The sequence below is a fragment of the Azoarcus olearius genome, from assembly GCF_001682385.1.
Lineage (GTDB): Bacteria > Pseudomonadota > Gammaproteobacteria > Burkholderiales > Rhodocyclaceae > Azoarcus > Azoarcus olearius.
Map to the genome: position 1 here is coordinate 3,110,226 of NZ_CP016210.1, position 23,121 is coordinate 3,133,346.

The following is a 23,121-nucleotide window of genomic DNA, read 5'->3' on the forward strand; positions in this document are numbered from 1 at the left end:
GGCGGCCATCTGCTGCATGCCGCCTTGTCGCCAATTCACCCTGCTTGCCGATCCATCGGGAACAGCCCCGGCAACGGGAAGTCTGCACATCACTTTGCTCGCTCCTGGTAGCGCGTACCCGCTGTTCCACCGCAACCACCGCACCCCGCGTCCGCTACTCATGAACGAACGCCCGGGTGCGATGGCGTCTTGCGACTGGTGGCGCATCGGCGAGGGTGTCTCCCCCCATCACGCTTCCCGCTTGCAGCCCCTCCTCCCTGATGCGCATTCTCCTCATCCGCCGGGGCACGGTCTGTCGGACTGGCGGCCGCCATGCGTCGGAACTCTCCGCTAATCGCGTAGGATTTTTCTGACAGGCGGCGGGGCGCAAGTGGTGTAAATATGCGGACCTGCGGTTGCGCGTTCGCGCGCGTCTGCGCCCCGAAGTCACGGGCGCCCGACTCAGCGACAGGAGAACATTGGCATGGGCGAACACCCGACAGGAAAGACGGCGTCCGCCCGCAGCGATGACGCCAGCGGCGGCTTGCAGACACAACTGGCTGCCTGTTACGACGCGCTGCGCGAGCACGAGGACGCCTTGCAGCGCGCGCGCCAGCAACACGCCGAAAGCGAGGCGCGCTTCGCCATGCTGGCGGACGCGGCGCCGGTGATGATCTGGATGACCGGGGCGGACTCGGAGTGCGTCTTCGTCAACCAGGCCTGGCAACGTTTCACCGGCCGCAGCGCGGACGAAGAGCGCGGCGGCAACTGGACGCAGAACCTGCATCCGGACGACACCGCGCGCTGCATCGCGGCCCACACAGCCGCCTTCGAGGCGCGCACCCCGTTCAGCATCGAATACCGCCTGCGCAGGGTGGACGGCGTGTACCGCTGGCTGCTCGATTCGGCCCAGCCGCGCTACGACGGCAAGGGCCGCTTCCTGGGTTTCGTCGGCTGCTGCGTCGACATCACCGAGCGCCGCGAAGCCGAGGACGGACTGAGACTGAAAGCCCGCTACCAGCGCGCGCTGCTCGACAACTTTCCGTTTCTCGTCTGGCTGAAGGACACCGAAAGCCGCTTCCTGGCGGTCAATGCCGCCTTCACGCAAGCATTCGACATTGCCAGCCCGGACGACCTCATCAACGGCACCGACTTCGACATCGTGCCCCCGGCGCTCGCTGAAAGTTACCGCGCCGGCGACCGCAAGGTGCTGCGCGAGGGCCATCAGCTGAGCATCGAAGAGGAGATTCCGTACCACGGTGGCCGCCGCTGGTTCGAGACCTACAAGGCGCCGGTGTTCGACGACGACGGCCGCATCGTCGGCACCGTGGGCTTCGCACGCGACGTGACCGAGCGCAAGGACGCCGAAGGGGCGTTGCTGCGCTTGAAGGACACGCTGGAGGAACAGGTGGCGCTGCGCACCGCGGAAGCCGAAGCGCGCGCCCGCGCGCTGTGGGAATCCGAACGTTTCTCGCGCGCCACCATCGACGCCCTGCCCTGCGCCCTGTGCGTGCTGGACGGCAGCGGCGTCATCGTGGCGGTCAACAAGTCGTGGCGGGCGTTGGTGATCACCAACGGCGGCGACATCGAAACCATGTGCGAAGGCGCCAGCTACCTCGCCGCCTGCCAGCCCGCCACGCGGATGAACGATGCCGCGCTGACGAACGCGACCATGGCGGTGCGCGGCATCCTCACCGGAGAACTCGACAGCTACGCATTCGAGTACGAAGGCCTGCTCGGCGAGGACCGGCGTTGGTTCAGCTTCGAAGTCAGCCCCTTCCCCGACCACGGGCCGGTCCGCCTGCTGGTCAAGCACGACGACATGACCGAGCGCCGCCACCTGCAGGAAGAGCAGGTGGAAACCGCGGCGCGCTTCAAGCGTCTGGCCGCCCACCTCGACATGGTGCGCGAGGAGCAAAGCACCAAGATCGCCCGCGAAGTGCATGACGAACTCGGCAGCACGCTGACGATGCTCAAGCTTGGCCTCGCCACGGTGGCCGACGACGAAACCACGCCCCCCAGGATCCGCAACAAGTTCGCCGGCATGCTGGAGCAGATCGATGCCGCGCTGCAGACGGTGAAGCGCATCTCGACCAGCCTGCGTCCGGCCACGCTGGACACGCTCGGCCTGATCGCGACCATCAGCTGGTACGCCCGCCAGTTCTCCAGCATGACCGGCATCGACGTCGCGCTGCAGATGCCCGAATACGTGCGGCTGACGCCGGCCGCCAACACCGCGGTGTTCCGCATCATCCAGGAAGGTCTCACCAACGTCGCCAAGCACGCCGGCGCCAATCGGGTGGACCTGACCCTGCAGAAGCAGTCGGGACAGCTCGTCGTCCGCATCAGCGACAACGGCGTCGGCCTGACCTCCGACAGCCTCAGCAAGCGCAATTCCTTCGGCGTCATCGGCATGCACGAACGCGCCCAGCACCTCGGCGGGCGCCTCACGCTGAGCGGCGCGCCGCAAACCGGCACCCGGCTCACGCTGACCATTCCGCTGGACGCGGGCGCCGCGCACAGCCCGGAGAAAACCCCATCATGGTGAAAGTGCTCATTGCCGACGATCACGCCGTCGTGCGCGGCGGGCTGCGCCAGTTCCTGTCCTCCACCGAAGAGTTCGACATCGTCGCCGAGGCCGCCAACGGCCAGACCGCGCTGGAACTGGTGCGCACCAGCGGGTGCGACGTCGTGCTGCTCGACATCACGCTGCCGGACCTGAACGGCCTGGAAGTGCTCAAACGCATCAAACGCAGCAAGCCCGACCTGCCGGTGCTGATCTTCAGCATGTTCTCGGAAGACGAGTTTGCGTTGCCGGCGCTGAACGCGGGCGCCTCCGGCTATCTCAACAAGGACAGTCCGCCGGCCCAGATCCTGGCCGCGCTGCACACCGTGGTGGCCGGTGCGCGCTACGTCAGCCCCTCGCTCGCCGAACGCCTGCTGGCCGGCACGATGTCGCCCGGCAAGCGGCTGCCGCACGAGAACCTGTCGCCGCGCGAAATGGCGGTGCTGCTGCTATTGAGCAAGGGCGTTCCGCTCACCCGCATCGGCGAGCAGCTCCACCTCAGCGTGAAGACCATCAGCACCTACCGCGCCCGCATCCTCGAAAAGCTGGACCTCGCGTCAAACGCCGAGATCACCCGCTACGTGCTGCAGCACAAGCTCGGCTGAGGGACGCGCCGTAGGCGCTGGCCAACGCGTGAAATGCGTCGGTCTGCGCAGCCACCCAGCCCTCATCCCGGCCCAGTTCGGCGGCAAGTATCTGCGCCACCGCCGGCGCGGCGCACGCGGCCAGCGTCGCATCCAGGAACAAGGCGCGGTGGCGCCGCGCGAGCACGTCCTCCACGCCGCGCGCCCACTCCGCACGGGCGGCATGGCGGACCTCGGCTTCGGTCAGGTCCAGCCCTTCGACCAGCACTCGGCCCGCGCCCGGCAGTGATTCGAGCCCGCTCAGGTCGCTTCCATACGCATCCAGCCGATCCCCGCGCGGCGCCGCTGCCCCGTGCAGACGCAGGCTGGCGGTAGCGCACGGCCGCGCCGGCAAACCCGCCCACTCGATCGCCGCATCCACCGCGTCTGCCGCCATGCTGCGGTACGTCGTCCACTTGCCGCCCAGCATGCTCACCAGCCCCTGCGCAGAGACCTCCACGACGTGCTCGCGCGACAGCTCGCCGCTGTTGCGCGCGGCGGCGCTTTCAAGCAAGGGGCGCAGGCCGGCGAACACGCTGAGCACGTCGGCACGCCCGGGGGGACGTTCGAGATAGCGCGCCGCGGTCGACAGGATGAAATCCACCTCCCCGGGCAGCGCCTCTGGTTCGAGCGGAAGGTCGGCCCGCGCGGTGTCGGTGGTGCCGAGCAGCAGCCGGTCCTGCCAGGGAATCATGAACAGCACGCGGCCATCCTCGGTGCGCGGCACCAGCAGCGCCTGCCGGCCAGGCAGGAAGGCGCGATCCACCACCAGATGCACGCCCTGGCTGGGACGCAGCGTGGCCGGTGCCGCGGGGTTGGCGAGCCGGCGCACCTGGTCGCTCCACACGCCGGTGGCGTTGATCACCACCCGCGCGCGCAGCGCAAAGGTTTCCGCGCGCTCCGTGTCGCGCACCACGGCGCCCCGGATCACGCCGTCCTCGATCAGCAAGCGTTCGAGCGCACAGTGGTTGAGCGGCACGCCGCCCAGATCGGCAAGGGTGCGCGCCAAGGCGAGCGCGAGGCGGGCGTCATCGAACTGCGCGTCCCAGTAGGCCACGCCGCCGCACAACCCGTCGGCTTTCACGCCGGGCAGCGCGGCGCGGGTTTCCGCCGCACCGAGCAGACGGCTGCGCCCGATGCCGCCGCGCCCGGCGAGCAGGTCGTAAAGGCCAAGACCGGCGCCCACGGTCGCCAGCTCCGACCAGCGCCGTGCCGGAACGACGAAGCGCAGCGGACGCACCAGATGCGGGGCGTTCTCCAGCAGCCGCGCACGTTCATGCAGCGCCTCGCGCACCAGCCCCAGCCTTCCCTGGGCGAGATAACGCACGCCGCCGTGAATGAGCTTGGTGGAGCGCGAACTCGTTCCCTGGGCGAAATCGCGCGCCTCGACCAGCGCAACCTGGTAGCCGCGCGCGGCCGCATCCACCGCGCACCCCAAGCCGCTTGCGCCGCCGCCGACCACGAGCACGTCCCAGACGGGGTCTGCGCGCAGCCGCGCCAGCAAGGCGGCGCGGGACTGCCCGGGTGGCCCGCTCATGCAGCCCAGGCGCGGGAACGCGCGACTGCGTCTGCCCAGCGTGCGCGCACTGCCCCACGCTGGTCCTCGCTCCAGGCCGGCGTGAAGACGCGGTCGATCTGCCAGTGTGGCGCGAGCGCGTCGGTGTCCCGCCATACGCCGGCACCGATGCCCGCCAGACAGGCCGCGCCGAGCGCGGTGGTCTCGAGCATGCGCGGCCGCACGACCGCAACGCCCAGCACGTCGGCCTGCAACTGCATCAACAGGTTGTTGGCGGCGGCGCCGCCATCGACCCGCAGCTCGTGCAAGGGGCCGGCGCCATCGGCCGTCATCGCGCGGACCAGGTCGTCGGTCTGCAGCGCAATCGCGTCCAGCGCGGCGCGTGCAATGTGGGCGGGGCCGCTGCCGCGGGTAAGGCCGAACAGCGCGCCGCGTGCCGCCGCATCCCAGTACGGTGCCCCCAGCCCGGTGAAAGCCGGCACCAGCACCACGCCGCTGCTGTCGGGAACCCGCGCCGCCAGCGCCTCTACCTCGGCCGCTTCGCGGATGAGGCCAAGTCCGTCCCGCAGCCACTGCACGGTTGCCCCGCCCATGAAGATGCTGCCCTCCAGCGCATAGGTGTGCGCGGCGCCCTGCGTCCAGCCAACGGTGGAAAGCAGGCGGTGGCTGGACTTCACCGGCGTCGCTCCCGTGTTCATCAGCAGGAAGCAGCCGGTGCCGTAGGTGTTCTTGGCCATGCCGGGCACAAAGCAGTGCTGGCCGAAGGTCGCCGCCTGCTGGTCGCCGGCGATGCCGGCAATCGGCACTGCGGCGCCGAGCACGGCCGGATCGCTCTCGCCGCAGACGCCGATGCTGTCGACCAGACGCGGCAGGACCGCGCGCGGGATGTCGAACAGCGCGAGCAAGGCGTCGTCCCAGTCGCGCCGGTGGATGTCGAGCAACAGCGTGCGGGCGGCGTTGCCGTGGTCGGTGACGTGCAGCCGGCCCCCGCTGAGGTGCCACACCAGCCAGCTGTCGACCGTACCGAAGGCCAGCTCGCCGGCCTCGGCGCGCCGCCGCGCGTCAGGCACATGATCGAGCAGCCACGCAAGCTTGGTGGCGGAGAAATACGGGTCCAGCTCCAGCCCGGTGCGCTCGCGCAGCGCCTCGGACCAGACCCCGCGTGTGCGCAGTTCGGCGCACTTGGCGGCGGTGCGCCGGTCCTGCCACACGATGGCCGGCGCCAGCGCGCGACCGCTGGCGCGCTCCCACAGCACGGTGGTTTCGCGCTGGTTGGCGATGCCGATGGCGGCCAGCTGGCCCGCACGCAGCCCGGCATCCGCCAACGCATCGCGCGCGCAGTCGAACTGGCTGCGCAGGATTTCCGCCGGGTCGTGCTCCACCCAGCCGGGCTGCGGGAAGGACTGGGTGAAGTCGCGCCGGGCGACGCTGCGTACCCTGCCCGCAGCGTCGAAGACCATCGCGCGCGAACTCGTCGTGCCTTGGTCGAGGGCCAGCACGTAGCTCATCTCCCGCCTCCCTGCATACGGTGTTCCGCCTAGCCTAGCCTCGGCCGCGCCCGGCTGTCATCCCCACGCCGTCCGCATCGTCCGGATTCGCTGCCGCACCCGCCCTGTGGTTCAATGCCGGGTTGCCCGCCGCCGCCCCTGCCGCCATGCCCTCGTTGTGGATGATCGTCGCCAGTTTCCTGTTCGCCTGCATGGGTGTGTGCGTGAAGCTGGGCTCCGCCGACTTTTCCACCGCCGAATTGGTGTTCTATCGCGGCGCGATCGGCGTGGTGCTGATGGCCGCCGTCTCGCGCCTGCGCCCCACCCCGCTGGCCACCCCGTACTGGCGCCTGCAGCTGTCGCGCGGCATATCGGGATCGATCGCGCTGATGTGCTACTTCTTCGCACTCGGCATCCTGCCGCTCGCCACCGCGGTCACGCTGAGCTACACCTCGCCGATCTTCGTTGCCCTGCTGCTGGTGCTGTGGTTCGGCGAGCGCGTCCGCCGCAGTGCCTTCGCCGCGATCCTGATCGGCTTCGGCGGCATCGCCCTGCTGCTGCATCCCACGCTGGAACCCAGCCAGTGGAAAGGCGCCGTCGCCGGACTGGCCGGCGGCCTGCTCGCCAGCCTCGCGTACTTGAGCGTGAGGGAACTCGGGCGCGCGGGCGAACCCGAGGTGAGAACCGTATTCTGGTTTTCCGTGATCACCGCGGCACTCGCGCTGCCGTGGGCGCTGTTCGAAGGCATGCGCATGCCGGACGTGCACGGCGCCCTCGCGCTGCTTGGCATCGGGCTGTTTGGCGGCGCCGCGCAGCTGGCGATGACGCGCTCCTACCGCTACGGGCGCACGGTGGTTTCCGCCAACCTCAGCTACTCGACCGTGGTGTTCTCCAGCCTGTTCGGCGTGGCGCTGTGGGGCGAAATGCTGCCTGCCGAAGCCTGGGGCGCGATCGCGTTGATCGTGGCGAGCGGGGTCATGGTGTCCCTCGCCACCGCGCGCCGCCCGGGCTAGCGTTCCGTCATCGCCACCGCCCTGCCCGCGTTGAGCGCACGAGGGGCGAGGACTATAGTTACGCCACACCTTAGCCAAGCGGAGGCAGCCATGATCAGCACCGAACACAGCGACAGGCTCGTTGCGGTAAGCGTATTCGGCGAGTTCACCCTTGCGGACTACAAGGAGTTCGAGGAGTTGGTGAACTACAAGATCCGCTTCCAGGGACAGGTGGACCTGCTCTTCGACCTGCGCGAGATGGTGGGCTTCACGCTGGACGTGGCGTGGGAGGAGATCAAGTTTTCGCGCCAGCACGCGGACGACTTCCGCCGTATCGCAGTGTTGACCGACGACCAGTGGCTGACCTGGAGTGCGTGGGTCTCCCAGCTTTTCGTGGATGCCGAAGTCCAGGTGTTCGCTGACGAGAACGACGCCCGCCAGTGGCTGGCGGACGTCGCGGAGACCGCCCAGTGAATGCTTCCTACGCGACGCTGATCGGTGCCCTCGAACTGGCCCAGCACCTGAAGGATCCGGACTGGGTCATCTTCGATTGCCGCTTCGACCTCGCAAACCGCAGCTTTGGCGCCGACGCCTACAGCCGCGGTCACCTTCCCGGCGCTTTCTACCTCGATCTGGAAGACGACCTGTCCGGCCCCAAGACCGGACGAAACGGGCGCCACCCGCTGCCGGACCCCGCGAAACTCGCGGCGCGCCTCGCGGCGTGCGGCGTGGGCAACCAGACCCAGGTGGTGGCCTACGACGACGCCGCAGGCATGTTTGCCGCCCGGCTGTGGTGGCTGCTGCGCTGGCTGGGCCACCACCGCGTCGCGGTGCTCGACGGCGGCCTGCAGGCGTGGTGCCGTTCGGGACAGACCTTGAGCACGGAAGAGCCACAAGCGCGTCCTGCCACCTTCACGCTCGCGTTGCAGCCCGGTCGCGTGGACGCCGACTACGTGCTCGCCCACCTCGGCAAGCCCGACATGATGCTGATCGACGCGCGCAGCCCCGACCGCTTCCGCGGCGAGAATGAAACGCTCGACCCGGTCGGCGGCCACATTCCGGGCGCAAGCAACCGCTTCTTCCGTGACAACCTCGCGCCCGATGGATGTTTCAAGCAGGCCTCGCTGCTGCGCGAGGAGTACGGCACGCTGCTGAAAGGCCGCGATCCGCATCGGGTGGTGATGCAATGCGGATCGGCCGTCACCGCCTGCCACAACCTGCTTGCAATGGAAACCGCGGGTCTGCCGGGTGCGCAACTGTATGCCGGCTCGTGGAGCGAATGGTGTTCTGACCCGGCGCGGCCGGTGGCGACCGGCGCCGCATGACCGGTCCGGCCTTTACCGGCCCGGCAGATTCCCGCTACCAGTCGACCCGTTCGACCCTGCCCAGGGAGCGTCCCAGAAAGCGCTCGCCGATGGTCTGGAAGCGCAGCGGCACGTCGGTGACGTAGTAGCGGTAATTGGCCGGCGCGCTTCCGCCTTGGGCAAGGCCGCAGTCGTTGAGCCGTTCCGCGGCCAGTTCCGCAGTGGTAAGCGCTGAGTCGATCAGCTTCACCCCCGGCCCGGCCACGTCGCGCAGCAGGGGTTTGAGCAAGGGGTAGTGGGTACAGCCCAGCACCAGGCTATCCACCTCTTCCGCCAGCACCGGACGCAGGTATTCCTGCGCCGTCATCCGCGTCACCGGGTGATCCAGCCAGCCCTCTTCCACCAGTGGCACGAACAAAGGACAGGCCTGCGAATAGACGCGGGCGCCGGCGTCCAGCTCGTGGATGCGGCGTGCGTACGCATTGCTGTTGACCGTGGTTGGCGTGCCGATCACGCCGATGCGCCCGCCGGGCGAAGCCGCCACCGCCGCCCGGGCGCCCGCCTCGATCACGTCGAGCACGGGGATGCCGCCGGCGCGCGCCGCCACGATGTGCGCAGCAACCGCAGCCATCGTGTTGCACGCCACGATCAGCATCTTCACGTCCTGCTGGAGCAGGAAGTCGGTGATCTGCGCGGTGAACTGCTCGATGGTGGCGACCGACTTCACCCCGTAGGGCACACGCGCGGTATCGCCGAAGTAGATGATGTTCTCGAAGGGCAGGCGCTCCATCAGCGCCCGCACCACGGTAAGGCCGCCGATGCCCGAATCGAACACGCCGATCGAGCGGGAGGCCCGGGCGTCTGCGGTCATTCGAGCACGACCGCCGCGAACTTGCGCTTGCCCACCTGCAGCACGACGGTATCGCCCGCTGCCAGCACCAGCCCCTTGTCCTCCACACGGTCGCCGTTGAGGCGCACCGCGCCCTGGTCGATCATGCGGATCGCCTCGGAAGTGGTGCCGGTCAGCCCTGCCTGCTTGACGACCTGGAACACCGGCAAGCCTTCGGCGCCAACGCTCACCCTTACCTCGGGCAGGTCATCGGGGATGGCATTGCGCTGGAAACGCGCCTCGAAATCGGCCAGCGCCTCGTCGGCCGCCAACTGACCATGAAAGCGCGCGACGAGTTCGAGCGCGAGCATCACCTTGACGTCGCGCGGGTTGCGACCGCCTTCGACCTCACTGCGCAGCCGCGCGATCTCAGCCGTCGACCGGAAGGACAGCAGATCGTAGTAACGCCACATCAGCTGGTCCGACACCGACATCGTCTTGCCGAAGATCTCCTTCGGCGCCTCGGCAATGCCGATGTAGTTGCCGAGCGACTTCGACATCTTGTTGACGCCGTCCAGCCCCTCCAGCAGCGGCATCATCAGCACGCACTGCGGTGCCTGCCCGTAGTGCTTCTGCAGCTCGCGCCCCATCAGCAGGTTGAAGCGCTGGTCGGTGCCGCCGAGTTCGACATCGGCCTTCATGGCCACCGAGTCGTAGCCCTGGCACAGCGGATACAGGAACTCGTGGATGGCGATCGACTGGTTGTTGGCGTACCGCTTGGAAAAGTCGTCGCGTTCCAGCATGCGTGCCACCGTCTGCTGCGCGGCCAGGCGGATCATCCCGGCCGAACCGAGCCCTTCCATCCATGCGGAGTTGAAGCAGATTTCGGTCTTTGCCGGGTCGAGGATCTTGAACACCTGATCCTGATACGTCTTCGCGTTCTCGAGAATCTGCTCGCGCGACAGCGGCGGGCGGGTTGCATTCTTGCCGCTCGGGTCGCCGATCATGCCGGTGAAGTCGCCGATGAGGAACAGGACCTGATGCCCCAGCTCCTGGAAATGGCGCAGCTTGTTGATCAGGACCGTATGACCGAGGTGGAGGTCGGGAGCGGTGGGGTCGAAGCCCGCCTTGATCCTCAGCGGACGGCCGGACTTCAGTTTCTCGACGAGTTCGGCCTCGATCAGCAGCTCGTCTGCGCCACGCTTGATCAGCTCGATCGCGGCCTGGACGTCAGTCATCAAAATCTCTCCAATTCAAACGCGAATCACCCGCGATTTTTGATAGACTCGCGGGAGTTTTTTGCCCGAAAAAGCCAATGCTGGTCAGGAAAAGCAGGATTCTAGCCGATCTCCCGGCCCATCTCCTCTCTCGTAAGCGCAGCTGGCTGGTCGCCGGCGTCCTCGGCTCTTCGCTGCTCGGCGTGGTTGCGGCCACCGCGGTGGTGCCGGACGCGCCCGAGGCGATCGCCACCCAGGCCGTCATCGAGCGACTCCCCAAACCACTCGCCAGCAGCACGGCGGTGGAGTCCGACCTGCCTTTCGTGCATGACGACAGGGTCCAGCCCGGCGATACGGTGAACTCCATTTTCCGCCGGCTCGGTATCCGCGACGACGAAGCGCTGGCCTTCCTGCTCGAGTCCGATGACGGCCGCAACGCGCTGCGTCAGTTGCGCGCCGGGCGTTCGGTCACGGCCACGATCCGGTCCGACGGCGTGCTGACATCGCTCAGCCTGCCCACCGGAGCCAACGGCGACCGGATTACCCTCGAACGCGCGGACGAGGGCCTGCGCTTCCGCACCCAGACAGCGGCCCTTTCCACCGTGGTGGAAATGCGTTCCGGCACCATCCGCCACTCGCTGTTCGCAACAACCGACGCTATCGGCCTGCCCGACAGCATTGCAACGAAACTCGCCGACCTCTTCGGCACCGAGATCGACTTCCACACCGACCTGCGCAAGGGCGACCGCTTCGGCGTCGTCTACGAGTCGATCTACGACCAGGGCGTGCCGGTCCGCACCGGGCGCATCCTGGCGGCGGAATTCGTCAACCAGGGCAAGCGGCACGCGGTGGTCCTGTATGCGGGAGCAAGCGGCAAAGAGCAGTACTACACCGAAGACGGCCGCAGCCTCAAGCAGGCTTTCCTGCGCTCGCCGCTCGAATTCTCCCGCGTGACCTCCGGCTTTGGTCGCCGCCTCCACCCCATCCATAACAACTGGCGCAGCCACAACGGGGTGGACTTCGGCGCCCCCACCGGCACCCCGGTCAAGGCAACATCGGACGGCGTGGTTGAATTCGTCGGCACCCAGCGGGGCTACGGCAACATCATCGTGCTGCGTCACCGCGGCAAGTACGACACCGCCTACGGGCACCTCAACGCGTTCGCCGCGCGCCTGCGCAAGGGCGCAACCGTCGAGCAAGGTGATGTCATCGGCTACGTCGGCTCTACCGGCTGGGCCACCGGGCCGCACCTGCATTACGAAATCCGGGTGAACGACGTACCCCAGGACCCCCTCAAGATCGCACTTCCCACCGCCGAGCCGCTGTCGCCGCGGGAGGTCGCGTCTTTCAAGACGGCTACCGCCCCGGTTCTTCGGCAACTCGGGCTGCTTAACAACAACACGCAGATGGCGAGCGCGACCCAGTAACGCGCAGGAAGACCAAATGAAAACGGGGCGCCAGGCGCCCCGTTTTCATTGATGCCGCAAGATCGGACTCACGCGGAGAACGATGAGCCGCACCCGCACGTGCTGGTTGCATTGGGGTTGCGAATCACGAACTGCGAGCCCTCAAGCCCTTCGGTGTAATCGATTTCAGCGCCGACAAGGTACTGATAGCTCATCGGATCGATCAGCAGGGTGACGCCGTTCTTTTCGAAAGCGGTGTCGTCTTCGTTCACTTCCTCATCGAAGGTGAAGCCGTACTGGAAGCCGGAACAGCCGCCCCCAGTGACGAACACGCGGAGCTTCAGCGCCGGATTGCCTTCCTCATCGATGAGTTCGCGCACCTTGTTGGCGGCGTTGTCGGTGAAGACGAGAATTTCGGGGGTTTCAACTGCTGCGTTCATATGTTTTCCTCTGTCAGGGAACGAATGGATGATGCGCCAACCATCCGCACACGTCAAAATCCGATCATCAGGCGCCGGACAAGTTCCCTACCGTTATCGGCAGCAGCGTATTTGCGGCCCGGCGGGGCATCGCACCACCCAGCACCGCGCACACGAAGCACCCCACCCGGCCGGCAAAAGCGAACAACCCCAATGCAAAAAGCCGTCCCACGGGACGGCTTCTTCGGCAGATACGAGCGATTAACGCTTCGAGAACTGCTTGGCGCGGCGGGCCTTGCGCAGACCGACCTTCTTACGCTCGACTTCACGCGCATCACGCGTGACGAAGCCGGCGGCACGCAGTTCGGACTTCAGTTCGGCACTGTAGTCGATCAGCGCGCGGGTGATACCGTGACGCACCGCACCGGCTTGACCGGACTCGCCACCACCGGTGACGTTGACCATGATGTCGAAGCGGCCTTCGTTGCCCGTCAGCACCAGCGGCTGACGAACGATCATGCGGCCGGTTTCACGCGAGAAGAACTCGTCGACCGGCTTGCCGTTGACGACGATGTTGCCGGAGCCCGGCTTGATGAAAACACGGGCAACCGCGGTCTTGCGACGGCCCGTACCGTAGTTGTAAGTCACGGCCATTTATCGGCTCCTGTCAGATCTCGAGAACTTTGGGCTGCTGGGCGGCATGCGGGTGCTCGGCACCGGCGTAGCACTTCAGCTTCTTCAGCATGGCGTAGCCCAGCGGGCCCTTCGGCAGCATGCCCTTCACCGCCTTTTCCAGCACACGCTCCGGGAAGCGCTGCTGCAGCTTGGTGAAGTTGGTCTCGTAGATACCGCCAGGATAACCCGAGTGACGGTAGTACTTCTTGTCCAGGGCCTTGTTACCGGTCACGCGCAGCTTGTCGACATTGACGACGACGATGTAATCGCCCGTATCGACGTGCGGGGTATAGATAGCCTTGTGCTTGCCGCGCAGGCGACGCGCAACTTCGGCAGCCAGGCGGCCAAGCACTTTGTCCGTGCCATCAACCACGAACCAGTCGCGCTGAACCTCGTGCGGCTTGGCAGAAAACGTCTTCATTCGAACCTCGATCTTTGTCAGGCCTGGCGAGCCGGCCACCAAACGGAAAGCTCGCAATAGTAATGGCAGACTACCCGCGTGTCAAATCATCGCGAGGCGTGCAGCTGCAGAAAAAAAAACGCAGTCCGTTTGGGACTGCGTTAAATCCACACCAAAGGAGGAGGGTGGAGGAGACACCGTTTGGATCGTCCGCTGCTTCCGCAGCGCGTCTTTCGATCCGACTGAGGCGAATTATCCGGAAACGCCAAGCCCGCAGCAAGGAGATTTTGTGCATTGCACTATAAATCTTTTGATTGCGCGATTAACTGCACTTATCCACCGTAAGACCCTGCTGGCGCTAAGGCGGGAGCCGCCCCCATCCTCCTCAGCACGCGCTCCGCGGCTGCCGCATATTGCAGCGCAAGGGGAAACTCCGGGCCATCCGCGGCCTGCTTCGGTAGAATCGAAACCCCGTCCGGCTCAGCGCCATACATAAGGAGAACCGAAGCAATGGAATGCACTGTCAAGTGGGTAGGCGGGATGGCCTTCCTGGCCGAAACCGGCACCGGTCACCTGGTTGCCATGGACGGCGCGCCCGAAGCGGGCGGCCGCAACCTCGCCCCTCGCCCGATGGAACTCCTGCTCGCCGGCGCCGGCGGCTGCACGGCCTTCGACACGGTGCTGATCCTGAAGCGGGGCCGGCAGGACATTCGTGACTGTACCGTACGCGTAGAAGCGGACCGCGCCGAGACTGACCCGAAGGTGTTTACCCGCATCCGCTTCTTCTACACCGTCACCGGGAAGAACCTGAAGCCGGAATCCGTCGAGCGGGCAATCCATCTCTCGGCCGAAAAGTACTGTTCGGCCTCGATCATGCTCGGGAAGACCGCGGAAATCTCCCACGAGTGGGAAATCGTCGAGGCGGCCGGCTGACCCGGCCTTTCGTGAAGAAGAACCCTTCGCGCCGAAAGCGAAGGGCATGGCCCAGCAATGGATGCAGCAAGGACGGCGCGATCGTTCACGGCGCCCTCCCCGACCAAGTCAATCCACCGAGAGACGCAATACCTCAGACGCGATAAGCGGCTGTCGTCATGACCCGCGACGCCAGTTTCATGGCGCTGCGCACTGGCAACGGGAGTTCCCGCCCGCCCAGCTTGAGCGCGGTTTCGGCATGCTCGACTTCGTCGGTCCGCATCTGCTCCACGATCGCGCGCGACTTGCGATCGTCGGCCGGCAGACGTTCGAGGTGGCTCGTGAGATGGGCCTCGACCTGCCGCTCCGTCTCCGCTAGAAAGCCGAGGTTCCAGCGATCGCCGAAACGACCCGCCAGCATGCCGATGGCGAGCGCGCCGCTGTACCACAAGGGATTGAGCAGGCTCTTGCGTCCGCCGAGTTCGGCGATGCGCTGCTCGGTCCACGCGAGGTGCTCGGTTTCCTCATGGGAAGCGCGTTGCAGTTCTTCGCGCACCCGCTCGTCAGCGGACATGATGGCCTGCCCCTGGTACAGCGCCTGGGCGCAGATTTCGCCGACGTGATTGACGCGCATCAGCGCCGCCGCATGCCGCTTCTGTTCGTCGTCCAGCGGCGCGTCGGGCACGTCGTCTCCCGGTACGGGGCGGACACTTCGCGCCGGCGCGAAAACGGTGCGCAGCGCCTTGTCGAACTCGATGATGGCCTTGTCGAACATGATTACACCCCGCGCTTGAGTGGATCGGCGTATTCCCGCTGGCCCCGCAACCGGTCCAGCACATGCTGACGGGTGCGCGGAGGCGCGGGACCATCGCAGAAGTAGTCCAGCGCGAGCGCGGCACGCGGCCGGTTGTAGGTGTTGTCCACGATCCGCGTCCACTCGCTACGCTTCATCATCGACCACTCCCCGCCCTTGCCCGCGGCGGCGTAAATCCGCCGTTCCGTCGTGCCGCACCGTATGCCCTCGAAGGTCACGTTCTCCGCGCCACCGGGCGTACGCACCACCATGACGTAGCGGACGACACCGTCGGTGCCAACGGTGAGCGTATCGACGTCGATCAGGAAGACGTTGGGCGAAGGCGTTCCGATCGAAAACGGACGCAGCGAGGACTCACGGGGCGGCGCCGGCAGGACGAGTTCCGCCTCCTTCCACTCGGGCTCCAGATCGACCAGTTCTTCGGCGGCAAGGGCCCGGCCCACGCCGCCGCCCAGCAGCGCGAGGGTCAGCACACCAGTAATGCAACGCTTCAAGGGAATGCTCCAAGAGTAGGAACAGGCGGGGCCAGCCCGCGGACCGCGGCGCCCCGCTCGGCATCACGCCTGCGAGGCAGTGCCTTGGCGATAGCCTTCCGGCAATTCGGCCGGCTTGCTGCGGAACAGCAGACGCGACAACTCGGTCAGCGCCTGCTGATACACCTGCCGCTTGAACTCGATCACCGCTTCCAGTGGCACCCAGTATTCGCTCCAGCGCCAGGCATCGAATTCCGGATGCGTGCTGGCCCGAAGGCAAACGTCGGTATCGCGACCGACGAGGCGGAGCAGATACCAGATCTGCTTCTGCCCGCGATACGTGTTGCGCCACTCCCGCCTGATCCAGTGCTTGGGAACGTCGTACCTCAACCAGCCACGCGTGCGACCGAGAATCTTCACGTGCTCGGGACGCAATCCGACTTCTTCGTACAGTTCCCGGTACATGGCCTGCTCCGGCGACTCGCCGTGCTTGATGCCGCCTTGCGGAAACTGCCAGGAATGTTCGCGGATCCGTTTGCCCCAGAACACCTCGTTGCGCGCGTTCACCAGAATGATGCCGACGTTCGGGCGATAGCCTTCGCGGTCGAGCATGATGAACCTTCAGATTTCTTTGACTGTGTCGGATTTTTTCACACTTGCCCGTGGTTGGAAAGCGCGCCGGGAGGGCGGTTCCGCGCCGCAGCGGCCGTTGGCGCCGGCGGTGCGCTAGAATCGGCGGCTATTTCAACGCAACACCCGGACAGCATGCGCGCACGTCAATTCTTCATCTCCACCCTCAAGGAAGCCCCCGCGGACGCGGAAGTCGTCAGCCAGAAACTGATGCTCCGCGCGGGCATGATCCGCAAGGTCGCCGCCGGCATCTACAACTACCTGCCGATGGGCCTGAAGAGCATCCGCAAGGTGGAAAACATCATCCGCGAGGAAATGAACCGCGCCGGCGCGCTCGAACTCACCATGCCGCTGGTGCAGCCGTCGGAGCTGTGGCAGGAAACCGGCCGCTGGGACAAGATGGGCCCCGAGATGCTGCGTTTCAAGGATCGCCACGAGCGCGATTTCGCACTGCAGCCCACCTCCGAGGAAGTCGTCACCGACATCGCCCGCCAGGAGCTGAAGAGCTACCGCCAGCTGCCCAAGAACTTCTACCAGATCCAGACCAAGTTCCGCGACGAGCGCCGGCCGCGCTTTGGCGTGATGCGCGGACGTGAATTCACCATGAAGGACGCCTACTCCTTCGACCGCAGCGCGGAAGCGGCCGGTGAAAGCTACGACGCGATGTATGCCGCCTACAGCCGCATCTTCGATCGCCTCGGCCTCACCTACCGGGCGGTCGCGGCCGACACCGGCGCCATCGGCGGCGACCGTTCGCACGAATTCCAGGTCATCGCCGACACTGGCGAGGACGCCATCGTCTACTGCCCCGATTCCAGCTACGCGGCCAACATCGAACTCGCCGAAGCGCTGTCGCTGCTTCCGGCGCGCGCGGGCGCGTCCGCCCCGCTGGCAAAGACGCCGACGCCGGGCAAGTCGACCTGCGAGGATGTCGCCGCGCTGCTCAGCGTGCCGCTTGCCACCACGGTGAAATCGCTGGTGCTCGCCACCGACGACGAGGACGAGAGCGGCAAGGTGGTGAAGAGCACCGTGTGGCTGCTGCTGGTGCGTGGCGACCACGAACTCAACGAAGTGAAGGCAGGGAAGATCGAAGGACTGAAGGCCGGGTTCCGCTTCGCGACCGAGGCGGAAATCCTCGACCATTTCGGCTGCAAGCCGGGCTACCTCGGTCCGATCGGCCTCGCCAAACCGGTCAAGGTGATCGCCGACCGCACCGTCGCCAACATGGCCGACTTCGTGTGCGGGGCCAACGCCGAGGACTTCCACTACACCGGCGCCAACTGGGGCCGCGACCTGCCGGAACCGGACCTCGTGGCCGACATCCGCAACGTGGTCGAAGGCGATCCCAGCCCGGACGGCAAGGGCAAGCTGGCGATCCAGCGCGGCATCGAGGTCGGGCATGTGTTCTACCTCGGCACCAAGTACTCGAAGGCGATGAACGCCACCTTCCTCGACGTCGACGGCAAGCCCAAGCACTTCGAGATGGGCTGCTACGGCATCGGCGTCACCCGCATCCTCGGCGCCGCCATCGAGCAGAACCACGACGAGCGCGGCATCATCTGGCCCGCCTCCATCGCGCCGTTCGAAGTGGTGATCTGCCCGGTGGGCTGGAGCAAGTCGGAAGCGGTGCGCGAAGAAGCGCAGAAGCTCTACGACGCGCTCCTGGCTGCGGGTGTCGATGTGATCCTGGACGATCGTGACGAACGTCCCGGGGTCATGTTTGCCGACTGGGAGCTGATCGGCGTGCCCCACCGCGTGACCATCGGCGACCGTGGCCTGAAGGAAGGCGTCGCCGAGTACCAGGGCCGCCGTGATCCCGAAGCCAGCCGCGTCGCGGTCGCGGACATCGCGCCGCATTTGATTTCCCGGCTGCGCCCCTGAGCCTGTACGCCGGGAATCGCCCCACATGCCCCGCGCCCTGCTCCCGCCTCCACGGCTGCGCCGGTTTGCCGTGGCGGCCGTACTGGCCGCAGGCTGTGGCGCCGCCTGGGGCGGCGCGCAGCAGTACGAACCGCTCGCCGCCAGCGTGCGCGCCGCGCTGCACGCCGCGGTAAGCGATGCCCGCGCGCCCGAACTGCCCATTGCGGATGCCGGGGAACGGGCGCAATGGCTGGCGGAGATGTCGCGCCGCCTGCAGAAGCGTATCCCCGACGCGGACTACCGCACCGAACTGCTTACCAGCATCCACTACGAGGCCACCCGGGCGGGCCTCGACCCGCAGTTGGTGCTTGGCCTCGTTCAGGTCGAGAGCAACTTCCGCAAGTACGCCATTTCCACCGCCGGCGCCCGCGGCTTCATGCAGGTGATGCCGTTCTGGATCCAGGTGATCGGCCGTCCGGACGACAACCTCTTTCATCTGCGGACCAACCTGCGCTACGGCTGCACCATCCTGCGCCACTATCTGGACATCGAACGGGGCGACCTCTACCGCGCGCTGGGGCGCTACAACGGCAGTCTCGGCAAGCCGGAGTACCCGAACCTCGTGCGCACCGCGTGGGAACGCGACTGGTCCTGGAAGCCGGCCCGCCTGACCACCGCCGCGGCGGAGCCGGGCCCGCTCCCTTCGCTCAGCCGTTGACCGCAGTCAGCGGCTTGGGCTCGCTGAACACCGGCTTCTCGTCGCGCAGCACCGCAGGCTTCTTGCTGTTGCACGACTGCACGTCGCCCGACACTTCGCCACCCGCCTCGATCAGGATCTTGCCGTAACGGATCTTGCCGCTCACCCGGCCCGTAGCGTGGATGATCAACTGCTCGCGCGCGGTCAGTTCCCCCTCGAAGCTGCCGTGGATTTCCGCGACGTCGATGCAGACGGTGCCCGAAAAAGCGCCGCGCTCGGCGATGCGGATCACCCGGCTGTCCATCGTGGCTTCGACCCGACCTTCCACCACCAGGGTGTCGCAATCCAGGATCTCGGCACCCTTCAGCTTGACGTCCGGACCGACGATGAGACTGCTGCCCGCGTGATCGGCGGCCGGACGTTGCGCCTCCTGGGTCTCGTTCTCGGGCACGGTGGGCTCCGCGACCGACGGCGTCTCCTTGGGAGGCGCCTGTACGCCGGTCGCCTGACCGACCGGACCGCCGTTCAGGCCCGTGCCCGCCGGACGCACGGTGCGCGGCGGCAGGGAATCGGCGTTCTTGGGAAACAGAGCGGGCTTGTTGAACATGTTCTCTCCTCGAAGTCTGGGAAAGCCGTGAATTGCGGCTTGAGTCCGACTAGGGCAAACACCGTGCCAGAAAACGCCACTTCTTTATTTTTCAATTGCTTGAACGGCATTTCTGAGAAACAGGCTTCAGAACTGAGAAACATGCGGCCAAATCTGTCGTGAGTACCCGACGCCACACCGGCCCGTTCTTTCAAGCTGTTGAAATAACATCGCTTTTTATGTCGCCAGCGAACGACAGCGGAGCGCATCCGGTTGCACTTCCTTACGTGGCGAGCGCCGCTGCGGCTCGTACACTCGGCTGTCCGTCGCATCCTCGCGGCCCCCGTACCTCCCCACCCGCCGATGCGCCATCCCTCGTTCCGCTTCACCTTGCTGGCCGGTTTTCTGCTCGTCGCGGGCGTGCTCGGCGCCATCGCCGCGAGCGCTTGGCTGGGCCTCGCCGACTTCGCCGCGCGCACCCGCGCGCAAGCAACCGAGGCCATCGCGATGTCGGCAGCACTGCAGCAACTGGGCGAGCGGACGATCGATCTGGAGCGCGCGCTGCGTCAATTCCTGGTGCTGCGCGATCCGGCCTTGCTGGAGCGGATCCAGTCCGCGCGCGCGGAAGCCACCGCAGCGCTCGACCGCCTCGATGCCGCGCACCCGGTGTTGCGAGGCCTCAGCGATGAGTGGCGGCGGCTCTCCGAACCCTCCGCCCTCGCCCCCGAAACCGTGCTTCCACACAGTGCCAGCGAGGCCGCCGCCGCGCTGCAACGCCTGCGCGAAATCAACGCCACGCTCGCGCGCCGTCTCAACGATCTGCTCGAAAGCCAGAAGGCAACCGAACTCGACGCGCTCGACCAGCGCCGCGAGCAGCTGGCCGCCGAACTTGGCGCGGGTGTCGTGCTGGCGGCCCTGTTCGCGCTGCTGATCGCATGGTGGATCCTGCGACCACTGCGCCAGCTCAGCCACGCGATCGCAGCCTTGGGCGAGGACCGCTTGGCGGCACGGGTTGCGGTGGGCGGGCCGGCGGATCTGCGTGAACTGGGCACACGGCTGGACTGGTTGCGCCAACGCCTGGCCGACCTCGAAGCCAACCGCAACCGCGTGCTGCGCCACGTTTCGCACGAGCTGAAGACGCCGCTCGCATCGCTGCGCGAAGGCATCGCACTACTCACCGACGGCGTGCCCGGCCCGCTCAACGCGGCCCAGCGCGAAGTCACCGGCATCCTCGCAGCCAATGCCCGCAGCCTGCAGGAACGTATCGAACAGTTGCTCGACTACAACGCAAGCCAGTTCAATGCCGCCCAGCTCAACCGCCGCCCGGTTTCGCTACGCGAGCTGGCCGCCGCGGTCCTCGACGAGCTGCGCCTGCCTGCCGAAAGCAAGGGGCTGAAGCTGTCCCTCGAAGGCGAAGTGCCGGCGCTGGCTCTGGACGCGGACAAGATGCGTGTCGTGCTCTCCAACCTCATCACCAATGCGATTGCCGTCAGCCCTGCCGGCGGCGGGATCAGGCTGAGCCTGTCGCAGCAGCGCGACGGCGTCAGCCTCGACTGCACGGACGACGGGCCCGGCGTCGCGCCCGAGGATGCGGAGCGCATCTTCGAGCCCTTCGTGCGCGGACCGACCGCCGCGGGCAAGGGCAGCGGCCTGGGCCTCGCCATCGCGCGTGAATTCGTCCGGGCCCATGGCGGCATCATCGGCTTGCGTCCGGCCTCGCGCGGCGCGTGCTTTCACATCGAGCTGCCTTATGCCTGACCTGCGCCCCATCTGCCTCGCCCTCGTGCTCGCCCTTGCGCTGCAGGGCTGCGTTACCGCGCCGCCGGCCGAACCGCCACCACCACACCGTGCCGCCCCCAGCGCGGACACCCGTGCGACGCCCGCCCGCGTGCTGGACTGGTATCACGGACTGGGCGACGTGGATGCGCAGGAACTCGCCCGCTTGCGGCGCCAGTACGCGGACCGCGCGACCGACCCCGAAGTGCAGGCACGCCAGGCGCTGCTCGCGCTGCACCCCGCCGCGCCTGCGCTCGCCCGCGCCCGCAGCCTGCTCGAAGGCCTGCTCGCCAACCCGGCGGCGGAGGCGCGCGAACTCCAGCCGCTCGCACGCGTGTTGCTCGAACAAGTCGCGGAACGGCAGCGGCTCGACGGCCTCGCCCAGCGCCAGCTCCAGCAAGCCGAGCGCAGCAGCCAGCAACTGCGGGAACTGCAGCAGCTCAATAGCGAGCTGCAGGGCAAGCTCGACGCGCTCAGCGAAATCGAGCGCAGCCTGTCCGGCGGCGCAACGCGGCCCCCCGTACCGGAACCGGACCGCCCCCGATGACGCCGACCGAGCACCGCCATCTGCTGGTGGTCGATGACGACCCCGACCTGCTGCGCCTGCTGGCGATGCGGCTGCAGGCCAACGGCTATCGCGTCAGCCCGGTGGGCACCGCCGAAGCAGCACTCGCACGTCTTGCGGTGGAACGGGTGGACCTGGTGTTGAGCGATGTCCGCCTGCCCGACCGCGACGGCCTGGCTCTGTTCGAAGAGGTACGGCGCCTGTATCCCGCGCTGCCGGTGATCCTGCTCACGGCGCACGGCACCATCCCGGACGCGATCGATGCGACCTCGCGTGGCGTCGCCGGCTACCTGACCAAGCCCTACGACAGCCAGGACCTGCTGGACAACGTGGAGCGCGCGCTGCATCTGGCCGCGCCGGCCGGCGATACGGGCAGCGGCACCACCACCGAGGCCTACGCATTCGAAGGCATGCTCAGCCGCAGCACGCGCATGCACGCGCTGTTCGACGAAACCCGGCTGGTCGCGGCCTCCGACGCCAGCGTGCTGATCCGCGGCGAGAGCGGCACCGGCAAGGAAGTGCTCGCGCACGCCATCCATGCCGCCAGCCCGCGCGCCGCGGCGCCCTTCATTGCGGTCAATTGCGGCGCGATCCCGGAAGCGCTGCTCGAATCGGAACTGTTCGGTCACGTCCGCGGCGCCTTCACCGGCGCGGTGACCAATCGCCGCGGCCTCTTCCAGGCGGCCCATGGCGGCACCTTGTTCCTGGACGAGATCGGCGACATGCCGCTGACGCTGCAGGTGAAACTGCTGCGCGTGCTGCAGGAGCGCGCGGTCCGCCCCGTGGGCTCGACGCGCAGCGAGCCGATCGACGTCCGCATCGTCTCGGCCACCCACCGCGATCTCGACAGCGAACTCACCGCCGGCCGGTTTCGTGAAGACCTGTATTACCGGATCAACGTGGTCAACCTCAACCTGCCGACGCTGAGCGAACGGCGCGAGGACATTCCTCTGCTTGCCGAGCACTTCCTGCGCGAACAGGCGGCGCGCTACGGGAAACCCCTGCGCGGCTTCGCCCCCGGCGCACTGGAAGCGCTGGTCACCGCCAGCTGGCCGGGCAACATCCGCCAGTTGCAGAACGTGGTGGAACAGACCTGCGCCCTCGCCACCACGCCACTGATTCCGCTCGCGCTGGTCAAACGCGCGCTGCGCGCAACGCCGCCCGCGGCACTGAGCTATGCCGAGGCCAAGCAGCGTTTCGAACGCGGCTATCTCGTCCAGTTGCTCAAGCTCACCGAGGGCCGCGTTGCCGATGCTGCCCGCCTGGCGCAACGCAACCGCACCGAGTTCTACCGCCTCATCCAGCGCCACGGCCTGGATCCGGCGCTGTTCCGCGGCCCCGCATCGCCGCGCGAATCCGCTGACGACGGCGCTTGACCCACCGCGCCGAGGAGGA

23 protein-coding genes are annotated in these 23,121 nt (G+C 67.1%); 12 read left to right on the forward strand and 11 right to left on the reverse strand.

Annotated features, from left to right (window positions below; genetic code table 11):
• Positions 1-463 precede the first annotated feature (463 nt).
• Together dqs_RS14200 and dqs_RS14205 are read left to right on the forward strand one after the other, a co-directional pair.
• A complete protein-coding gene (locus dqs_RS14200; protein ID WP_065340897.1) occupies positions 464-2,527 on the forward strand; it encodes a sensor histidine kinase in 2,064 nt (687 codons plus the stop codon).
• Entirely contained in the window at positions 2,521-3,150 is a 630-nt protein-coding gene (locus dqs_RS14205) for a response regulator (RefSeq protein ID WP_065340898.1), read from the forward strand. The genes dqs_RS14200 and dqs_RS14205 overlap by 7 nt, the downstream gene beginning before the upstream one ends.
• Here the strand turns inward: dqs_RS14205 and dqs_RS14210 are convergent.
• On the reverse strand, positions 3,116-4,705 hold the full coding sequence (locus dqs_RS14210; protein ID WP_065340899.1) for a glycerol-3-phosphate dehydrogenase/oxidase: 1,590 nt from the start codon (positions 4,703-4,705) through the stop codon (positions 3,116-3,118). The genes dqs_RS14205 and dqs_RS14210 overlap by 35 nt on opposite strands.
• Positions 4,702-6,192, reverse strand: a complete 1,491-nt coding sequence (gene glpK, locus dqs_RS14215) for a glycerol kinase GlpK (protein ID WP_065340900.1) — start codon at positions 6,190-6,192, stop codon at positions 4,702-4,704. Before glpK ends, dqs_RS14210 begins: the two co-directional genes overlap by 4 nt.
• A 146-nt stretch (positions 6,193-6,338) precedes the next feature.
• Between glpK and dqs_RS14220 the strand changes: the two genes are divergently transcribed.
• The 3 genes from dqs_RS14220 to dqs_RS14230 all read left to right on the forward strand — a co-directional run bounded on the left by dqs_RS14220 (position 6,339) and on the right by dqs_RS14230 (position 8,488).
• Positions 6,339-7,184 carry a DMT family transporter gene (locus dqs_RS14220; RefSeq protein WP_041643767.1) on the forward strand — a complete coding sequence of 282 codons (846 nt, stop codon included), beginning with the start codon at positions 6,339-6,341 and terminating at the stop codon, positions 7,182-7,184.
• A gap of 90 nt (positions 7,185-7,274) precedes the next feature.
• Positions 7,275-7,637 carry a SpoIIAA family protein gene (locus dqs_RS14225; protein WP_011766479.1) on the forward strand — a complete coding sequence of 121 codons (363 nt, stop codon included), beginning with the start codon at positions 7,275-7,277 and terminating at the stop codon, positions 7,635-7,637.
• A complete protein-coding gene (locus dqs_RS14230; RefSeq protein WP_011766480.1) occupies positions 7,634-8,488 on the forward strand; it encodes a sulfurtransferase in 855 nt (284 codons plus the stop codon). Before dqs_RS14225 ends, dqs_RS14230 begins: the two co-directional genes overlap by 4 nt.
• A 34-nt stretch (positions 8,489-8,522) precedes the next feature.
• Here the strand turns inward: dqs_RS14230 and murI are convergent, their stop codons facing one another.
• Together murI and tyrS are read right to left on the reverse strand one after the other, a co-directional pair.
• Positions 8,523-9,338: a glutamate racemase gene (gene murI / locus dqs_RS14235; protein WP_011766481.1), complete on the reverse strand. Its 816-nt coding sequence runs from the start codon at positions 9,336-9,338 to the stop codon at positions 8,523-8,525.
• Positions 9,335-10,534, reverse strand: a complete 1,200-nt coding sequence (gene tyrS, locus dqs_RS14240) for a tyrosine--tRNA ligase (protein ID WP_011766482.1) — start codon at positions 10,532-10,534, stop codon at positions 9,335-9,337. Before tyrS ends, murI begins: the two co-directional genes overlap by 4 nt.
• A gap of 77 nt (positions 10,535-10,611) precedes the next feature.
• On the opposite strand from tyrS, the gene dqs_RS14245 reads away from it, so the two are divergent.
• Positions 10,612-11,940, forward strand: a complete 1,329-nt coding sequence (locus dqs_RS14245) for a M23 family metallopeptidase (RefSeq protein WP_065340901.1) — start codon at positions 10,612-10,614, stop codon at positions 11,938-11,940.
• 68 nt (positions 11,941-12,008) lie between these two features.
• Here the strand turns inward: dqs_RS14245 and erpA are convergent, their stop codons facing one another.
• The 3 genes from erpA to rplM form a co-directional block, all read right to left on the reverse strand.
• Complete coding sequence (gene erpA, locus dqs_RS14250) at positions 12,009-12,359, reverse strand: iron-sulfur cluster insertion protein ErpA (RefSeq protein WP_011766484.1); 351 nt, start codon at positions 12,357-12,359, stop codon at positions 12,009-12,011.
• 240 nt (positions 12,360-12,599) lie between these two features.
• Positions 12,600-12,992: a 30S ribosomal protein S9 gene (gene rpsI / locus dqs_RS14255; protein WP_011766485.1), complete on the reverse strand. Its 393-nt coding sequence runs from the start codon at positions 12,990-12,992 to the stop codon at positions 12,600-12,602.
• Between the two features lie 13 nt (positions 12,993-13,005).
• A complete protein-coding gene (gene rplM / locus dqs_RS14260; RefSeq protein WP_011766486.1) occupies positions 13,006-13,434 on the reverse strand; it encodes a 50S ribosomal protein L13 in 429 nt (142 codons plus the stop codon).
• 489 nt (positions 13,435-13,923) lie between these two features.
• Between rplM and dqs_RS14265 the strand changes: the two genes are divergently transcribed.
• Positions 13,924-14,346: an OsmC family protein gene (locus dqs_RS14265; protein WP_041642663.1), complete on the forward strand. Its 423-nt coding sequence runs from the start codon at positions 13,924-13,926 to the stop codon at positions 14,344-14,346.
• A 133-nt stretch (positions 14,347-14,479) separates the two neighbouring features.
• On the opposite strand, the gene coq7 is transcribed toward dqs_RS14265, so the two are convergent.
• The 3 genes from coq7 to dqs_RS14280 form a co-directional block, all read right to left on the reverse strand.
• Entirely contained in the window at positions 14,480-15,100 is a 621-nt protein-coding gene (gene coq7 / locus dqs_RS14270; protein WP_065340902.1) for a 2-polyprenyl-3-methyl-6-methoxy-1,4-benzoquinone monooxygenase, read from the reverse strand.
• A gap of 2 nt (positions 15,101-15,102) precedes the next feature.
• Entirely contained in the window at positions 15,103-15,633 is a 531-nt protein-coding gene (locus dqs_RS14275) for a CNP1-like family protein (protein WP_011766489.1), read from the reverse strand.
• A gap of 63 nt (positions 15,634-15,696) precedes the next feature.
• Entirely contained in the window at positions 15,697-16,224 is a 528-nt protein-coding gene (locus dqs_RS14280) for an RNA pyrophosphohydrolase (RefSeq protein WP_011766490.1), read from the reverse strand.
• 153 nt (positions 16,225-16,377) lie between these two features.
• Between dqs_RS14280 and dqs_RS14285 the strand changes: the two genes are divergently transcribed.
• Both dqs_RS14285 and dqs_RS14290 read left to right on the forward strand, forming a co-directional pair.
• The gene (locus dqs_RS14285; RefSeq protein WP_065340903.1) at positions 16,378-18,123 is read left to right on the forward strand and encodes a proline--tRNA ligase; all 1,746 of its coding nucleotides are present in this window, start codon (positions 16,378-16,380) and stop codon (positions 18,121-18,123) included.
• A 25-nt stretch (positions 18,124-18,148) separates the two neighbouring features.
• Positions 18,149-18,820, forward strand: a complete 672-nt coding sequence (locus tag dqs_RS14290; protein WP_065340904.1) for a lytic transglycosylase domain-containing protein — start codon at positions 18,149-18,151, stop codon at positions 18,818-18,820.
• Here the strand turns inward: dqs_RS14290 and dqs_RS14295 are convergent.
• A complete protein-coding gene (locus dqs_RS14295; RefSeq protein ID WP_011766493.1) occupies positions 18,810-19,406 on the reverse strand; it encodes a bactofilin family protein in 597 nt (198 codons plus the stop codon). The genes dqs_RS14290 and dqs_RS14295 overlap by 11 nt on opposite strands.
• A 342-nt stretch (positions 19,407-19,748) precedes the next feature.
• Here dqs_RS14295 and dqs_RS14300 point away from each other — a divergent pair, with 342 nt between their 5' ends.
• Genes dqs_RS14300 through dqs_RS14310 form a run of 3 tightly spaced genes read left to right on the forward strand, consistent with a single transcriptional unit; the run spans position 19,749 to position 23,102 of the window.
• A complete protein-coding gene (locus tag dqs_RS14300; protein ID WP_065340905.1) occupies positions 19,749-21,143 on the forward strand; it encodes a sensor histidine kinase in 1,395 nt (464 codons plus the stop codon).
• Entirely contained in the window at positions 21,136-21,708 is a 573-nt protein-coding gene (locus dqs_RS14305) for a hypothetical protein (protein ID WP_065340906.1), read from the forward strand. Before dqs_RS14300 ends, dqs_RS14305 begins: the two co-directional genes overlap by 8 nt.
• Positions 21,705-23,102 carry a sigma 54-interacting transcriptional regulator gene (locus dqs_RS14310; RefSeq protein ID WP_065340907.1) on the forward strand — a complete coding sequence of 466 codons (1,398 nt, stop codon included), beginning with the start codon at positions 21,705-21,707 and terminating at the stop codon, positions 23,100-23,102. The genes dqs_RS14305 and dqs_RS14310 overlap by 4 nt, the downstream gene beginning before the upstream one ends.
• Positions 23,103-23,121: the final 19 nt, after the last annotated feature.